Below are 15,928 nucleotides of genomic sequence, written 5' to 3'. Positions count from 1 at the left end.
TTTGTCGCAAAAAGATGATTCACTTTTTTTTCATACCTTTATGTGACAATCTGCATGATAGGATTACTGTTAATACCTCTTATAAATGGCAGAGAGCAAGATGAAATTACTGTTGGTAGAAGACCACAAAGACATTGCTGGCGTGATTTTTGATTATTTTGAAATCAAAAACTATGTGTTGGATTATGCAAACAATGGCCTGCAAGGTTATGAGTTGGCGAAGTCTGGGCATTATGATGCGATTATTTTAGACGTCATGCTGCCCAAAATGGACGGTTTAACCGTGTGCAAATCGTTACGTGAAGCGGGGGTTGATACGCCGATATTAATGCTCACAGCGAGGGACACCAAAGACGATATATTGACGGGTTTTGCGCATTTTGCCGATGATTATTTGGTTAAGCCGTTCGATCTTGAGATCCTCGATTCGCGTTTGCAGGCATTAGTTAGACGCCGAAAAGGCGGTGTGGCAAATCGTACGTTGACGTTTGGTAATCTTGTTTTGGATATGAGTACCCGCGTGTTACAGCGAGAGGGCGGACGTTATTCCTTGAACCCTTCGCAATATACAATTCTAAGATGTTTGATGCAAAAAGCCCCTGATGTGGTGTCAAAAGACGAAATTTGCGACGCCTTGTGGGGCGATGAGGAACCAGACAGCAAAGTGTTAAGAAGCCATATTTATCAACTGCGTAGCTTGATTGATCGACCTTTCGAGCACGCGTATTTAAGGACAGTGTCTAAGGTGGGTTATCGCCTTATTGCGGAAGGTGAAGAATGAAACGCATCAAAACCGCCAAACAGCTGACTTTCACATACTTTTCGATTGTGGCGTTTGCCATCATTGCGTTTCACTTTTCTATGTTGGAGTCCATGAGCGAAAACATAGAAATGATTTATGCTGAAAACCGCATGCTAAAAGACAAAAATACTGCGATTCATATGTTGGAAGGCACAGACCTCACACATGTTGTTGTTCCGCCGTTTTCGGAAGCGTTCGTAGGCGAAGAAAACCTTCCTTCTGGGGTGATCCTTGATCGACATCTCAAGGATGATAAGCCCTATGAGTTGGATGAAAGTTCAGATATGACGGAAGAGATGTTTTCCATGCGTTCGCACATTGTGTTGAACGGTGAAAACAAGGTTCTGTACATACTTCATTACGATGAGATATATGAAACCAGTGAAGAACAAATGTTTGAAACCCAGAGCACTCAATTGTTTCTGTCGTTGTTGTTGCTGGCGTTGAGTTTGTGGGTGGTGTTGCGTATTTCGGACCGTTTGACGAAGCCGCTTTCTCAATTGTCGAAGAGTCTTGGCGACAGAAGCCCAAGTAATATTTCGCCGATTGAACTGCCAGAAGGTGCCGCGACGAGAGAAGTGCATCAATTGGTTGAGCGTTTGAATGGTTATCAGGATCAGATCAGTGCTTTAATTGAGCGGGAGCGCGCTTTTAATCGTTATGCCAGCCATGAGCTGCGTACGCCACTGATGGTGATGAAAGGCGCGGTGACGTTACTGGGGAAATCGGATTCTAAGGTCTTTATCGAGAGACAGCGCGTTCGCATGGATCAAGCCTGTCAGGAAATGGAGGATTACATCACCACGTTATTGTCCTTAACACGAGAAGACGATTTGTCTGTGGCGCCGAATCGTACAGTAGAGACGAGTGAGTTCGAACGGATTCGCCAAATGCATTTGGGTTATCTTGCCGGTAAGCCAGTCATGATTAATATCATCAGTGAAGGGCAAATTATTACGAAACTACCAGTGCCAACGTTACACATATTGGTGGGCAATCTCTTAAAAAATGCACTGTCTTGTACAGACGATGGCAGTGTGAATATCGTCGTGTCTGATAACACCATTCGAGTGGTGGATACTGGCTGCGGTTTAAGCGGTAAGCCCGGTGGCGAAAGCTATGGGTTGGGCTTGATGATTGTGCGTGATATTTGTGCAAAATATCAGTGTAAGTTCACTTTGTTGGATAACGATGATGGCGGCTGTACGTCGACCGTGGTGTTTCCGAGCTAATCCAAAATAGTGTGAATACTTGCATGAAAGGCCAATATCATATTGGCCTTTTTTGTTTTTGTCTTTTGCTTTGATTGAAAAAGTGGATGGAATAGATCCAATATCCGCATAAATCAATTCGACTCGGCGGTGCTATTATGTCGGTATTGAAAATGCCATTTTATGTTGGAGAAAACAAATGAGCGCATCTATTTTAAAACGTTTGCCATTGGAGATGTTCTGGCCAACGTTCGACCCTTTTTTATTCTGTGCTTTTCATAATGATAAGTACCCCGAAGCCAATGCAGAAATGGGACCAGCGGCGCCTTTGGTTGGTCGAGCGTTAGGGCAGGATTTCGCAGGCTTGGATGGCTGGCGTATGTATCATGGTAAGAAAATTCCTGGTTTTCCAGCGCACCCTCACCGTGGGTTTGAAACCGTTACAATTGTGAATGAAGGTTTGGTTGATCACGCAGATTCTATGGGAGCCTCAGGCCGTTATGGCGAAGGTGATACGCAATGGATGACGGCGGGAGAAGGGGTTCAGCATTCGGAAATGTTCCCTTTATTAAATGAAAAAGGGCCGAATCCATTAGAACTTTTTCAGATTTGGTTAAATTTACCTAGCAAGAACAAAATGGTGCCGCCGCATTTTACGATGCTGTGGAACGAAGACACGCCCGTGGTGAAAAAATCAGATACTAAAGGCAATGAAACCACCATTAAAGTGGTTGCTGGGCCGTTAAGTGGAATTACTCCTGCGCCTTGTCCGCCAAATTCATGGGCGGCAGATGACAATAACCATGTGGCAATTTGGTTGATTGATTTGCCAGAAGGTGCTGAATGGAATTTACCTGCTGGTGCATCTGGTTTGAGTCGTACCTTGTACTTTTTTGAAGGTGAAAATGTTGAGTTGGACGGTACAAAAGGGTTGATTAACGAAGCGTTTATATTGAAAAGTGATGCAGATGTTACGCTGAAAAATAGTGGTAAAAAGGCGCGCTTTTTGATGCTGCAAGGGCGCCCAATTGCGGAGCATGTTGAACAGCATGGGCCATTCGTGATGAATACCAGAGCAGAGCTACAGCAGGCGTTTAATGATTATCAGCGTACTCAGTTTGGCGGTTGGCCGTGGTCGCGTCACGACCAAGTGCATGATAAATCGAAAGGTCGATTCGCCAAATACTCTGAAGAACAAGAAAGCTAGATGAGATGGTTCATTCGGTTGGTTTTCCCTTTGGTGTGTTTATGGAAGTGAAAACCCAAAACCGTGAAAAAACATAGTTCAGTATCATGCCAACTAATACGCCAGGAATCATGGCTAAATAGGGCCATAATAGACTGAATGTGGTGTCGATTATGGCTGGTGGATGCGACATCAAAAAAAGATAGCATCCCCAGTTTGGAATAAAAGCGACAACAGAGCCGCCGAGAAATTGCATCCATTGCATTGCGGCGGCTTTTTTGTGTTTGGTGGGTTGTGCGTCAGTAAAGGTGATATGGCGATTCCACCACCAATTTGAGCTAGCCGCGATCCAAAAAGCAAATCCACGAGCGGTAAGGTGGGGCAGCCAAAGTGACAGCAATACCATGCTGATGAGATCGACCAAAAAACCGAATCCGCCGACAATGGCAAAACGAATAAAAGTGTGTTTCAAAAGTAAGTTCATAATGTCATTCTAGTGTTCTAAGTATCAAAAAAAGATGAAACGAGCAGATTGGTTTTTACCTACATTTTGCGGATTAAACATTTATTACACAAAGGGAATATAAAATGAAAATACTTGCATTTGGAGCGAGCTCAAGCCGTCAGTCGATCAATAAGGCGTTGGCCAGTTATACAGCGAATCTAGTCAAAGATGCCGAGGTTACCGTGCTTGACCTCAATGATTTTGATATGCCTATTTTTAGTGAAGACACAGAAAAAAGCGTAGGTGTTCCAAGCCAGGCTCAGGCATTTATCGATGCGATTGCGAAAACCGATGCGATTGTGGCGTCTTTTGCAGAACACAATGGTTCGTACTCTGCCGCGTACAAAAATGTATTTGATTGGGCGTCTCGTATTGAAAAAGCCGTGTATCAAGACAAGCCCATTGTTCTCCTGTCTACTTCGCCGGGCCCTGGTGGTGCGAGCAGTGTGCTTGCGCAGGCTGTGAATAGTATGTCGTTTTTTAAAGGGAATGTGGTTGGTAGTTTAAGTGTGCCAAGTTTTTATGAGGTGATGAAAGACGGTGATGTCGTCGATACTTCGGTGAAACAAGCGTTAACGTCACTTGCTGGAAAACTATAAGGAGTCCGTCATGCCGTATGTGAATATTCGGATTACCGATGAAGGTGTTACAAAAGAGCAAAAACAGGCGCTGATTAAGGGTGCGACAGATTTGTTGGTTGATGTGCTAGGAAAAAATCCAGCGACGACGGTTGTCGTGATTGATGAAGTGAATACCGACAATTGGGGGGTTGCGGGCGAGCAAGTGACTGAGTTACGAAAAAAGTGATTGCGCGCATTTTGGATTCCCGAAAGGAATCCAAAATATAAGTTTTATTCCTTTTACAAATAGTAGGCATCGCCGCATGCTAGCGCTTTCTTAAGGTCATAAAAGGTGTGGGTATGTGGATTTTTATCACTCTGTTTGCAGCAGGGTGCCAGTCTGTAAGAACGGCGTATCAAAATACTCTGGCGCGTGAAACGGGCTTTTTACACGCGACCATGTCTCGCTCCTTGTACGGTTTGCCATTGGTGAGTCTGTATTTGATACTTTGCTGGCAGGTTTTTGATTGGGTATCAATTGAAAATGAGGTTGCCTTTTATATCGCGGCGACCAGTTGTGCGATAGCACAAATAATGGCGACGTATTTCATGTTGCGTGCATTTCAATCTGGAAGCTTTGCGTTGGGAACCTTGTTGGCTAAAACCGAAGCGGTGTTAGCGGCGTTAATTGGTTTGCCTCTGTTGCATTATACGTTGACGTTTGGCGCGTGGCTGGGTATTGCGTTTGGGGTGTTGGGTGCGGTTGTGATGAGCGTAAAGTGGAAGAATATTCGGCAAGCCCATAAAGACGCGTCGTTGTTGTTTGGGCTTGGGAGTGGTTTTTGTTTTGCTATTACGTCTGTGACGGCGTCGATGGCAAGCCATGCGTTGTCAGGTTCATTGATTACCAGTGCCGGTGTGACACTTTGGTATGTTTTGGCATTGCAGTCGCTGATTTTGTGCGGTATTCAGATAGTGAAAAGCAGAGATGTGTTTGCGCCATTCCGGCATGAGTTGGCGCTGAGTTGTAAGGTGGGGGTGTTGAGCTCCTTGGGTTCAATTGGCTGGTTTACGGGATTCGCGTTGGTAAATCCCGCTTTGGTAAAGACGCTTGGACAGATTGAAATTGTGGGTACTTTGTATTATTCAAAAGTTCGATTTGCAGAAAAAATGACAAAGCAGCAGTGGGTTGGTGGTGCAATGATAGTGGTGAGTGTGATGCTTGTTGTGACATCGACAATTAAGTAAAGGTGAGGTTATGGAATCAAATAAGATTAATTACGTTGAGTTACCTGCTCGGGATTTGGCATTAAATAAAGCGTTTTTTACGCAAGCATTTGGCTGGGGGTTTAAAGATTACGGTCCTGAGTATGCCGCTTTTGATAATGCAGGATTGGACGGTGGATTTTTTCAGGCGAATTTTTGTTCGCGTCCACAGAACGGTGCCGCGTTAGTGATACTTTTTAGTGACGACCTGGAAACCTCGTTGGATAAAGTAAAAGTGGCGGGTGGCACGATAGAGCAGGACATTTTTGAATTTCCTGGTGGCCGGCGGTTTCACTTTTTGGATCCATGCGGAAACGAATGGGCCGTTTGGGGTGATTTGAAGTCATAAAATATGACGGAGTAAGATGGATTAACGACCTTAACTCCGTCATTGATTATGATGGTGTGAATTCTCCGCAATAATTGACCGTCCACTTTTCGACTATGCCGTAATAGTTTTCCCCAGAGGCAATCAGCCAGTGGAGTTTACAGAAGGCGGCTTCTAGCGTCATATCGTTTCCGCTTAGTACATTCATCGACGATAAAATCGACCCTGTCGCATACGCGCCTTGAGATACGCCGCCGTGCAAGCATTGAGTCAAATTAACGATGTTTTTCTTGCGCAGCATGGCTTCGGTTAAGAAAGACAAAAACGCTGAATTTTGGTCGGGTACATTGCCTGCGCCATAGGTTTGCAACACGATCGCTTTACAATTATCGTCGTCTAATACGCTTTGATAAATGGCGACAGGTTGACCTGGGTGAAGGGTGATAACAGCCACTGAATCGGCTTTGAAGCTGACAATACTGTTTTCAATCGAGTGGATGCTGTTTGTATTACTTTGAATCATTCGGTTCGGATAAAGCTGCAGTTTGATGGCAAGCTCGCCTAGTAAGTCATCGTTGGGCGTATGGAACGCTTCAAAGCGGTCGCTGCTTATTTTCTGAACACGATTGCCGCGCATTAATTTTCCATCAAACATAAGGCTGACATCGGTGACTCTATGGGAAACAGCTAAAGATAGCGCGGCTTGTAAGTTTGACGTGGCATCACTTCGATTCATACCTAATGGGATTTGAGAACCCGTTAATAAAATGTTTTTGGTGCAAGCACCCAACATAAAAGACAATGCGGAAGCCGTGTACGCCATGGTGTCCGTACCATGCAGAACCACAAACCCATCGTAGTCTTGCCAGTGCGTTGAGAGGATAGACACCAGCTTAGTCCAGTGGGCGGGCGTGATGTTGGCGCTGTCAATTAAGGGAGAAATTTCCAGTACTTCAAAAGATGGAAGCGTGTTTATGCTTTCTCCCAATGCTATTTCGATGCGTTCTTGCAAGCCAGAAGCAGGGGCTAAGCCCTGCTCTGTTTCAACCATGCCGATTGTTCCGCCCGTGTACAAGATTAGTACTTGAGCGCTCATATAACCACCTTGCTAGGAGAAAGCATGGATTGAGGGCTTAGCAGGATATTTACTTGCTCTTCGGTTAAGAGATTTTCTTCAATGACGAGCGCTTTCACTGTATTGCCTGTATGCAGTGCGGTGTTGGCAATGCGTGAAGCGTTGGCATAACCAATGTGAGGCACTAGGGCAGTAATGATGCCGATGCTATTTTCAACATGGCCTGCGCATACGGCTTCATTGGCCGTAATGCCACGTATGCAGCGTGTTTCTAGCATCTGACAGGCTTCTTTCAGCATTTTAAGCGAATTTAATACGTTATAAATGATCATAGGTTCCATGGCATTTAGTTGTAATTGCCCCGATTCTGCTGCCAGTGTGACCGCAAGGTCCGATGCAATAACTTGATACGCGGTCTGATTCATAGCTTCCGGAATGACGGGGTTTACTTTGCCAGGCATAATTGATGAGCCTGGTTGCATTGGGGGTAAATTGATTTCACCTAATCCAGTGCGAGGTCCGCTAGACAGTAAACGCAGGTCGTTGCTCATTTTGCTTAGCTTAATGGCTAGGCGTTTTAGGATGCCAGAAAAAAACACAAAAGCGCCCATGTCAGAGGTGGCTTCAACAAGATTGCTGGCCGATACAAGTGGTTTTGTTGAAATGGTCGCGAGTTTTTCTACGACGATCTTAGAGTAGCCTTCTGGAGTGTTAATGCCTGTCCCAATGGCTGTACCACCTAGGTTAACTTCGCAAAGCAAGGTGCAAGCCTCACGGATACGGTCAATGTCTTCGCCTAAAGTCACGGCAAATGCATCAAATTCTTGTCCTAGTGTCATTGGTACGGCGTCTTGAAGTTGTGTTCGACCCATTTTTACAATGTGTGAAAACTCGCACGCTTTGGTTTCCAGCGCTTCTTTTAACGAAGCGAGACTGGGCAAAAAATTGTCTGCCGCAAATTGAATGCCCAAACATGCCGCTGTTGGGTAGGCGTCGTTAGTGGATTGTGACCGGTTTACATCATCGTTTGGGTGTAGGTACTTGTACTCCCCTTTTTCATGACCGAGTTTCAATAAGGCAATGTTCGCAATGACTTCATTTGCGTTCATGTTGGTTGAAGTGCCAGCACCACCCTGTATTACGTCAACAATGAACTGGTCGTGATGTTTGCCTAGGATTAAGTCTTGGCAAGCAAACACGATGGCGTCGGCCTTTTCAGCGGTTAATAATTTCATTTCCTGATTGGTACGAGCGGCGGCGGCTTTGACCATGGCTAACGCTTTGATCAATTCGGGAAAGTGTGAAATAGGAATGCCAGTGATTGAAAAGTTCTGCGCGGCACGTTGTGTTTGAATGCCGTAAAGGGCATCGACTGGAATGTCCATGTTACCAAGTAGGTCGTATTCGGAACGAGTATTCATGATGGTTTCCTAACACCTCACTGATACACAATGAGGTGACATATTAAGGGTTTATTGGTTCTTTTCTTCATTGGGCCAAGAGGCTTGATCGATTTCTAAATCGTCAAAGCGATTCGCTTCGAAGGTTGGTGTTTTCTGACCTTGCTTACGCTGGTCATCAAAGTCTTTCAAGATGCGCTTGGCGACTTTGAATAACAAGGCGAGAGCAATTAAGTTAACCAGCGCTAATAGTCCCATGCTTAAGTCAGCAAAGGCGAAAACAGTACCGAGATCCAAAATGGCGCCCGTGCAGCAAAGGCAGATAATCACCACTCGAAAGGCGTTCATATAAAACCCATGATTATCAGACTTGGTTAAATAGCTGACACTGTTTTCACCTAAATAGTAGTTGTATAGGATTGTACTAAAGCCAAATAGCAGCAATGCGATACTGACAAACATGCGTCCATAATCGCCCATGTGTGTCGCCAGCGAGGCTTGGGTTAGAGCAACACCCTGAATCGTATCTGTATTGCTTGGATCATATGCGGTGCCAAGAAGAATGATTAATGCCGTACAAGTACACAAAATAATCGTATCGATGAAAACAGAGAATGCTTGCACTATGCCTTGATTGGCAGGATGAGGGATGTGCGCAACGGCCGCCACGTTTGGTGCGCTACCAAGTCCTGCTTCGTTTGAAAATAAACCACGCTTTACGCCCATCAGAATAGCCGCGCCAATGCCACCGCCAAATGCTGGTTCTAAGCCAAAGGCGCTTTTCACAATCATCATCAGCGTATCTGGAATGGCGCTTAAATTCATTGCGAGCACAATGAGCGCAATCAACAAATAACCGCCAGCCATAACAGGAACCAAAATCTCGGCAACTTGTGCAATGCGTTTGACGCCACCAAATATAATAAGACCGACAATGAGTGCCATGCCAATACCACTGTAGTAAGGAGGGATACCAAACGCGTCTTCCAATGACGTAGCCACAGAATAAGATTGTAGGGTTGTAAACGCGATGCCAAAGGTAGCCAACAGTAAAATGGAGTACAGCACAGACAGCCATTTCCAGTTTTTACCCAAACCGCGCTCAATATAAAACGCGGGCCCACCACGATAAGTACCGTCGCTTTCTGCTGACTTATAGGTTTGTGCAAGCATGCATTCGACAAAGCTGGTTGCCATGCCCATCAAGCCAACTGCCCACATCCAAAAGATAGCGCCTGGACCGCCAATGGTGATGGCAACCGCCACACCAGCGATATTGCCGCCCCCAACGCGCCCTGCGACAGAGAGGATTAGGGCCTGAAAGGAGCTTAAGTGTTTTCCATCGGGTTCATGGTGTTTGGCGGTTAAGATGCCAAACATATTGCCAAAATAACGAAACTGCACAAAGCGAGTGGCAATAGTGAACCAAATGCCAATGCCAATGAGAACTGCGATCAAGACTTTGCTCCAGAGCAAGTCAGTCAGAAGGGATAACATGGGAACTCCTTTTTTATTAGATTTGTTTTTGGGGGTAGAGTGTTTATTGAAACGAAAAGAGAGGCAGAAAGGCAGTTCGTAAAAAGAAACTAGTTAATGCTATCTGATGCTCTTATGGCATCAGGTAGCATCTTTAATTGCGTATTCTTTATGATGAGTATTGATTACACTGGCAGCTTGCGGGTTCTTGAGAGGTGAGTGATGAATCAGGATTTTTCGGATAATTTGAAATTGTTATGCAGCTATTACAAATCGGTTGCAGAAGTGTGTCGACGTATAGGTATTAATCGTGCTCAGTTCAATCGCTATCTCAATGGAACGACGAGCCCAAGTAACAGTACACAGCGGCGAATTTGTGAATTTTTTGGTGTTGAAATTGCCGAAATTTTGCTTCCCCACGAGCAATTTGTTAAACGGGTGCAGGCGCGTCCTATTCGTCAGGCTGAAGAGGTTAAAAAGCTCTCTCCGGAACAGATCCAATTTAATCGTCTGAATCAGTCTGGCCAGCAAGGGTTGGCAAAGTATGGTGGCTATTATTTTGAATATTATTTGTCGATGGCATGCCCAGGACAGATACTGCGAACCTTGATTCATATCGAATCTCAAGGTGATAAAACCTATTATCAACGCACTGAACGGTTGAATCCTCGCAGTCTAAAAAAATCTTTTCATGGGGTTTACAGTGGTGTGGTGCAATTGTTGTCTGATCGTTTGTTCTTGATTGATTACGAGACCACGACGCACGTTGAAATGACGCAAATTATTCTTTATCCGTCGTTTCAAAATCGTATTGACCGTTTATCTGGATTGCGGTTGGGCGTTTCTGGAAGTGGGGAAAGGGCGCCATGTTGTGCGCGAGTGATTTATGAATATCTGGGATTGAGCATCAATAGAAAACACGCTGTTGCTCAATGTGGACTGTACAATATAGACAATGACCACATAGATGGTGACATTTGCCAGTCAATCAAAAATGATATGAAAGAGGGCGACTGGCATTTTAGGGCTAGATTCTAAGCGTCTTTTGTTTCGCTTGATTCTGGCGTGTCAGCATCGGTGGTTGGATTCACAGCGGCTTCGGCTTCCATTAAAGCGCGTTCGGCTTTGGAGATGTACTTAGGTTTTGCCTTTTTAGGATTAACCTTTAAGTTGGCTTGCTTCATTCGTTTATCGTATATATCTTTGATTTTTTTACGACGGTTCATGGTTCGTTCCTAAATGATTCTATTGTTAAATTGCTTGGTTCCAGAATGACATTCAAGGAAGCAAAAAAAAGCCCTGATCAATGATCAGGGCTTTTTATGTTGGTACCAGTAGGCGGACTCGAACCGCCACGCCTTTCGGCAACGGATTTTGAATCCGTCGAGTCTAACAATTCCACCACACTGGCCTTGAAAAAGGTGAGGCGTATTGTATGTTAATTTGTCTTGGTGTCAATGCATTAAGATATTATTTTTTATCTTTTTAATATGGTGTCGCTCGGAAGTACCTTTTTAGATGGAATTTCGATAAAATGCTGGGTCGTTTTTTCTAGGTAGTTTTCTTTTCATGCTCGTTTCCGATTATCATTTTGATTTACCCGATTCTTTGATCGCAAATTATCCAACGCCGGATAGAACGGCAAGTCGCTTATTGCATCTCGATGGCCCGAGCGGTGACGTCATTCATCGTCACTTTCCTGATGTGCTGGATTTGGTTCAGCCGGGCGATTTGATGGTGTTTAACAACACTCGTGTCATTCCTGCTCGCGTATTTGGGCAAAAGGAATCTGGCGGTAAAGTTGAGATTTTAGTCGAGCGCGTAATCGGCGCAAATGAAGCGTTGGCTCATGTTCGTGCGAGCAAGTCGCCTAAAGAAAATACCAAGCTGTTTTTAGGGCAAGATAAAGGCGAGCAGATAGAAGTGACCATGTTAGGTCGTTCTGGTGCCTTATTTCATTTGGCGTTTAACGAACCCGTGCTGGATGTGTTGTCTCGTGTTGGTCATATGCCTTTGCCGCCTTATATTGAGCGCCCAGATGAGGACAGTGATCAGGAACGTTATCAAACGGTTTACAATCAAAAGCCCGGGGCAGTTGCTGCGCCAACGGCGGGTTTGCATTTTGATGATGCGTTATTGGAAAAATTAAAAGCAAAAGGTGTGGAAACGGCGTTTGTTACCTTGCACGTTGGTGCGGGCACCTTTCAGCCAATGAAAGTAGACAATGTAAAAGATCACATAATGCACGCTGAATATGTCGAGGTTGAGCAAAGTGTTGTGGATCAGGTTAATGCAACAAAAGCGCGTGGTGGGCGAGTGATTGCGGTTGGCACAACCAGTGTTCGCAGTCTTGAGTCGGCCAGTCAGAGTGGTGAAATTGCGCCAATGCAAGGTGATACCAGTATTTTCATTTACCCAGGTTATGAATTTAAAACGGTTGATGCCTTGGTGACGAATTTTCACCTACCAGAGTCAACGTTGATTATGTTGATCAGTGCGTTCGCAGGTTACGATCACGTTATGTTGGCTTATAAAAAAGCTGTTGAAGAACAATATCGATTTTTTAGTTATGGCGATGCCATGTTTATTACACGAAATGCGCAGGCCAAAGGCCCGCAAAGTGAGGAATGAGACGAATGTCTGATAAGCGTCCAGAATGTTTTATGGATTTTGACCTTCACACTACGTCAGGGAAAGCACGCCGTGCAACATTGACTTTTCCTCGTGGTAAGGTTGAAACGCCAGCGTTTATGCCGGTAGGAACCTACGGCACAGTGAAAGGTATGTTGACCAAAGACATCGAAGAGATCGGTGCGGATATTATTTTGGGTAACACGTTTCATTTGTGGTTGCGCCCAGGTACGGAAGTGGTTAAGGCGCACGGTGACTTGCATGATTTTACGCAGTGGAAAAAGCCAATTTTGACCGACTCAGGTGGCTTTCAAGTATTTTCCTTGGGTGAAATGCGTAAAATCACGGAAGAGGGCGTGAGTTTTCGTTCGCCAATTAATGGTTCAAAAGTTTTTTTGAGCCCTGAGATTTCTATGCAAGTGCAGAAAGATCTTGGTTCTGATGTGGTGATGATTTTTGACGAATGTACACCTCATCCGGCAACAACAGACGTAGCGGCAACATCGATGCGTAGAAGTTTACGTTGGGCGAAACGTTCAAAAGATGAGCACGGTGATAGTCCTTCTGCTTTGTTTGGTATTATTCAGGGCAGCATGTACGAAAACTTGCGTGATGAGTCTCTAGAAGGTTTGGTTGATATCGGCTTTGATGGTTACGCAATTGGTGGTCTTTCTGTTGGTGAACCAAAAGAAGAAATGATGAAGGTGTTGGATTTTGTCACGCCTAAAATGCCAGAAGACAAACCGCGTTATTTGATGGGGGTTGGTAAGCCAGAAGATTTGGTAGAAGGTGTTCGTCGTGGTGTGGATATGTTTGATTGCGTCATGCCAACCCGAAATGCGCGTAATGGCCATTTATTTACTTCGGACGGTGTTGTTCGTATTCGTAATGCACAATATCGTCATGATGTTGGGCCTTTGGATAAAGAATGTGATTGTTACACTTGTAAAAACTTTTCTCGGTCTTATCTACATCACTTGGATAAGTGTCAAGAAATGGTAGGGGCGCAATTAAATACGATTCATAACCTGCGTTATTACCAAACACTCATGGCGGGATTGCGTCTGGCTCTAGATGAAGGTAGATTTGACGCCTTTGTTGATGAGTTTTATGCAAAACGTGGCTTAGATACGCCACCTTTGAGTGAAAAATAAACAAAATATGCAGATTCCTTACATAAAGGGATCGCAACAGTTTCATAAACCATTGGAGAGTTAACACATGATCGCATTGATCTCACCAGCTTACGCTGAAGGCGGCGCAACAGCAGATGCAGGTATTTTTAACCTAGTACTTCTTGCTGGCTTCGTTGTCATTTTCTACTTCCTTATGTGGCGCCCACAGGCAAAGCGTGCGAAAGAGCATAAAAACTTGATCGCGTCTTTGGATAAAGGCACCGAAGTAGTAACAGGCGGTGGTGTTTTGGGTAAAGTCACTAAAGTAGATGATAACTACGTAGTGCTTGAAGTTTCTGAAGGCGTTGAGATGAAGTTCCAAAAGTCTTCTGTTGCTGCTGTATTGCCTAAAGGAACGTTAAAGTCTATTTAACTTTCTGAGAAAAGCGCCTTCCATAGGCGCTTTTCTTTTTTATCGATCCATTCAAAAATTTTCAGGTATAAAGGATTTTTCATGCTTAACAAGTATCCCTTGTGGAAGTATTTGCTAATTCTTCTTGTTTTGGCTTTGGGGCTACTCTATGCCTTCCCAAATCTTTATCCGGATGATCCAGCGCTACAACTGTCTACCCAAAAAGCAACTTCCGTTGTGGATGAGCAAGCATTGCAGAAAGCAAGAACAGCGCTTTCGAAAGCAAACATAGAATTGAAAGAAGCAGAGCTTACCTCTGCTGGCGGTACCTTGCGCTTTAATAGTGGTGAGGACCAACTCGCTGCCAAGCCCGTCGTGGCGGCAGCACTGGGTGATGACTTTGTAACCGCTTTGAACCTTGTTCCTACGACACCAGATTGGTTGTCTTCCTTGGGGGCTGGTCCGGCTAAGTTAGGTTTAGACCTTCGTGGTGGTGTGCATTTCTTGTTGGAAGTGGATACGCCTGCAGCGCTTAAGCAAAAGCTTGAAGTGAGCTCGAGTGAAATGAAGGCAGCGTTGCGTAAAGATCGCGTACGTTACCGCAGTGTTAATATTGAAGATGGCATTTTGTCGATACGCTTTTTGCAAGAAGCGGATTTGTCGTTGGCGGAGAACTTATTAAAAGAGGAGTTTTCTGAGTATCGCTACGGAACACGTCAGGAAGAAGGTGAGTTTTACCTAGACATCAGCTTTACCGAAGCGTCTAAGAAAGAAATTGAATCCTACGCGTTACAGCAAAACTTAACGACACTTCGTAATCGTGTGAACGAACTGGGTGTGGCGGAGCCTTTGGTGCAGCGTCAAGGTAGTAATCGTATTGTGGTTGAGTTGCCTGGTGTGCAAGACACAGCGGCGGCAAAGCGTATTATTGGTGCGACAGCTAACCTTGAGTTTCATTTGGAAGCTGGTTTAGACGATAAAGGCACAGACATTGAAACTATGTCTTTTCGTGATGGCAGTGGACGAACAGCGCGTTTAGAGCGCGACATTATTATTACTGGTGACAGTGTATCGGATGCAAGCTCTTCCTTTGATGAGAATGGTCAGCCTCAAGTAAATATCAGCCTTGACTCTAAAGGCGGCAAGCAAATGAGCAAGGTCACTCGCTCGGCTGTGGGTCGTAATATGGCGGTGGTGTTTATCGAGCACAAATCTCGCAGTCGTTTTGTTGAGAAAGACGGCAAAATGGAGGAGGTTCGTAAGAGCTACAGCGAGAAGGGTATTATTTCTTTAGCGACCATTCAGACGACATTGGGTAATTCATTCCGTATTACGGGTTTGGACAGTCCTCGTGAATCTTCTGAGTTGGCACTTCTGCTTCGTGCTGGTGCATTAGCGGCGCCAATCTACTTTGTTGAAGAGCGTACCATTGGGCCAAGCTTGGGTGCTGAAAATATCCAACTGGGTGTGAGTTCTGCGCAAATTGGTATGCTTGTTGTCATGCTGTTTATGCTGGTTTACTACAAAGTATTTGGTATTTTTGCCAATGTGTCGTTGGTGTTGAACATTATTCTCTTGATGGCGTGTATGTCTATTATGGGAGCAACGCTGACACTGCCGGGTATCGCAGGTATCGTACTGACCATGGGGATGGCGGTGGATGCGAATGTGTTGATTTTCTCTAGGATAAAAGAGGAGTTAGCCAGTGGGGTACCAAGCCAGCAAGCCATACATTCTGGTTTTAACCGCGCATTCACGACTATTTTAGACGCCAATATCACTACCTTACTGGTTGCGGTTATTTTGTTTGCCGTGGGTACGGGTCCGGTAAAAGGCTTCGCGGTGACGTTGTCGCTGGGTATTCTTACTTCGATGTTTACGGCAATTGTTGTAACTCGTGCACAGGTGAATCTTGTGTACGGTGGCCGTAAAAACAAGAAACTATACATTTAGGAGAGCGC

Annotated in this window: 17 protein-coding genes and 1 tRNA gene; 12 read left to right on the top strand and 6 right to left on the bottom strand. The window is 44.9% G+C overall.

Annotated features, from left to right (window positions below):
* Window positions 1–100 precede the first annotated feature (100 nt).
* The 3 genes from D104_RS25100 (at window position 101) to D104_RS25090 (ending at window position 3,220) form a co-directional block, all read left to right on the top strand.
* Window positions 101–781: a response regulator transcription factor gene (locus tag D104_RS25100; protein ID WP_024023405.1), complete on the top strand. Its 681-nt coding sequence runs from the start codon at window positions 101–103 to the stop codon at window positions 779–781.
* A complete protein-coding gene (locus tag D104_RS25095) occupies window positions 778–2,034 on the top strand; it encodes a sensor histidine kinase (RefSeq protein WP_024023404.1) in 1,257 nt (418 codons plus the stop codon). Before D104_RS25100 ends, D104_RS25095 begins: the two co-directional genes overlap by 4 nt.
* 178 nt (window positions 2,035–2,212) lie before the next feature.
* Window positions 2,213–3,220 carry a pirin family protein gene (locus tag D104_RS25090; RefSeq protein ID WP_024023403.1) on the top strand — a complete coding sequence of 336 codons (1,008 nt, stop codon included), beginning with the start codon at window positions 2,213–2,215 and terminating at the stop codon, window positions 3,218–3,220.
* Between the two features lie 10 nt (window positions 3,221–3,230).
* On the opposite strand, the gene D104_RS25085 is transcribed toward D104_RS25090, so the two are convergent.
* A complete protein-coding gene (locus D104_RS25085; protein ID WP_024023402.1) occupies window positions 3,231–3,683 on the bottom strand; it encodes a GtrA family protein in 453 nt (150 codons plus the stop codon).
* 104 nt (window positions 3,684–3,787) lie between these two features.
* Here D104_RS25085 and D104_RS25080 point away from each other — a divergent pair, with 104 nt between their 5' ends.
* The 4 genes from D104_RS25080 (at window position 3,788) to D104_RS25065 (ending at window position 5,879) form a co-directional block, all read left to right on the top strand.
* A complete protein-coding gene (locus tag D104_RS25080) occupies window positions 3,788–4,303 on the top strand; it encodes an NADPH-dependent FMN reductase (protein ID WP_024023401.1) in 516 nt (171 codons plus the stop codon).
* Between the two features lie 10 nt (window positions 4,304–4,313).
* Window positions 4,314–4,511, top strand: coding sequence for a 2-hydroxymuconate tautomerase family protein (locus D104_RS25075; RefSeq protein ID WP_024023400.1), 198 nt, complete (start codon window positions 4,314–4,316; stop codon window positions 4,509–4,511).
* Window positions 4,512–4,624: 113 nt separating this feature from the next.
* A complete protein-coding gene (locus D104_RS25070; protein ID WP_024023399.1) occupies window positions 4,625–5,512 on the top strand; it encodes a DMT family transporter in 888 nt (295 codons plus the stop codon).
* Window positions 5,513–5,522: 10 nt separating this feature from the next.
* Window positions 5,523–5,879, top strand: coding sequence for a VOC family protein (locus D104_RS25065; protein ID WP_024023398.1), 357 nt, complete (start codon window positions 5,523–5,525; stop codon window positions 5,877–5,879).
* A 46-nt stretch (window positions 5,880–5,925) separates the two neighbouring features.
* Here D104_RS25065 and D104_RS25060 read toward each other — a convergent pair whose 3' ends face one another.
* From D104_RS25060 to D104_RS25050, 3 genes are read right to left on the bottom strand one after another with little or no spacing between them, the layout of a single operon-like run.
* Window positions 5,926–6,954 (bottom strand): asparaginase, encoded by a 1,029-nt coding sequence (locus D104_RS25060; RefSeq protein ID WP_024023397.1) that lies wholly within the window; start codon window positions 6,952–6,954, stop codon window positions 5,926–5,928.
* Window positions 6,951–8,354: an aspartate ammonia-lyase gene (locus D104_RS25055; protein ID WP_024023396.1), complete on the bottom strand. Its 1,404-nt coding sequence runs from the start codon at window positions 8,352–8,354 to the stop codon at window positions 6,951–6,953. Before D104_RS25055 ends, D104_RS25060 begins: the two co-directional genes overlap by 4 nt.
* Before the next feature lie 51 nt (window positions 8,355–8,405).
* The gene (locus D104_RS25050; protein ID WP_024023395.1) at window positions 8,406–9,830 is read right to left on the bottom strand and encodes an alanine/glycine:cation symporter family protein; all 1,425 of its coding nucleotides are present in this window, start codon (window positions 9,828–9,830) and stop codon (window positions 8,406–8,408) included.
* Window positions 9,831–10,031: 201 nt separating this feature from the next.
* On the opposite strand from D104_RS25050, the gene D104_RS25045 reads away from it, so the two are divergent.
* A complete protein-coding gene (locus D104_RS25045) occupies window positions 10,032–10,847 on the top strand; it encodes a helix-turn-helix transcriptional regulator (protein ID WP_024023394.1) in 816 nt (271 codons plus the stop codon).
* Here the strand turns inward: D104_RS25045 and D104_RS25040 are convergent.
* A complete protein-coding gene (locus D104_RS25040) occupies window positions 10,844–11,035 on the bottom strand; it encodes a DUF2986 domain-containing protein (protein WP_024023393.1) in 192 nt (63 codons plus the stop codon). The two genes, D104_RS25045 and D104_RS25040, sit on opposite strands and share 4 nt — an antisense overlap.
* Window positions 11,036–11,135: 100 nt before the next feature.
* Window positions 11,136–11,220 (bottom strand) — tRNA-Leu (locus D104_RS25035).
* Window positions 11,221–11,378: 158 nt separating this feature from the next.
* Here D104_RS25035 and queA point away from each other — a divergent pair.
* The 4 genes from queA to secD all read left to right on the top strand — a co-directional run bounded on the left by queA (window position 11,379) and on the right by secD (window position 15,920).
* Window positions 11,379–12,440 (top strand): tRNA preQ1(34) S-adenosylmethionine ribosyltransferase-isomerase QueA, encoded by a 1,062-nt coding sequence (queA, locus tag D104_RS25030; RefSeq protein WP_024023392.1) that lies wholly within the window; start codon window positions 11,379–11,381, stop codon window positions 12,438–12,440.
* Window positions 12,441–12,472: 32 nt separating this feature from the next.
* Window positions 12,473–13,594 carry a tRNA guanosine(34) transglycosylase Tgt gene (gene tgt, locus D104_RS25025; RefSeq protein WP_200866747.1) on the top strand — a complete coding sequence of 374 codons (1,122 nt, stop codon included), beginning with the start codon at window positions 12,473–12,475 and terminating at the stop codon, window positions 13,592–13,594.
* Between the two features lie 67 nt (window positions 13,595–13,661).
* Window positions 13,662–13,988, top strand: a complete 327-nt coding sequence (gene yajC / locus D104_RS25020; RefSeq protein WP_024023390.1) for a preprotein translocase subunit YajC — start codon at window positions 13,662–13,664, stop codon at window positions 13,986–13,988.
* 81 nt (window positions 13,989–14,069) lie between these two features.
* Window positions 14,070–15,920: a protein translocase subunit SecD gene (gene secD, locus D104_RS25015; RefSeq protein ID WP_024023389.1), complete on the top strand. Its 1,851-nt coding sequence runs from the start codon at window positions 14,070–14,072 to the stop codon at window positions 15,918–15,920.
* Window positions 15,921–15,928 lie beyond the last annotated feature (8 nt).

It is taken from the genome of Marinomonas profundimaris (assembly GCF_000508165.1).
GTDB lineage: Bacteria > Pseudomonadota > Gammaproteobacteria > Pseudomonadales > Marinomonadaceae > Marinomonas > Marinomonas profundimaris.
The sequence above is the reverse complement of the archived record's forward strand: the minus strand, read 5'-3'. Positions and strand labels throughout refer to the sequence as shown.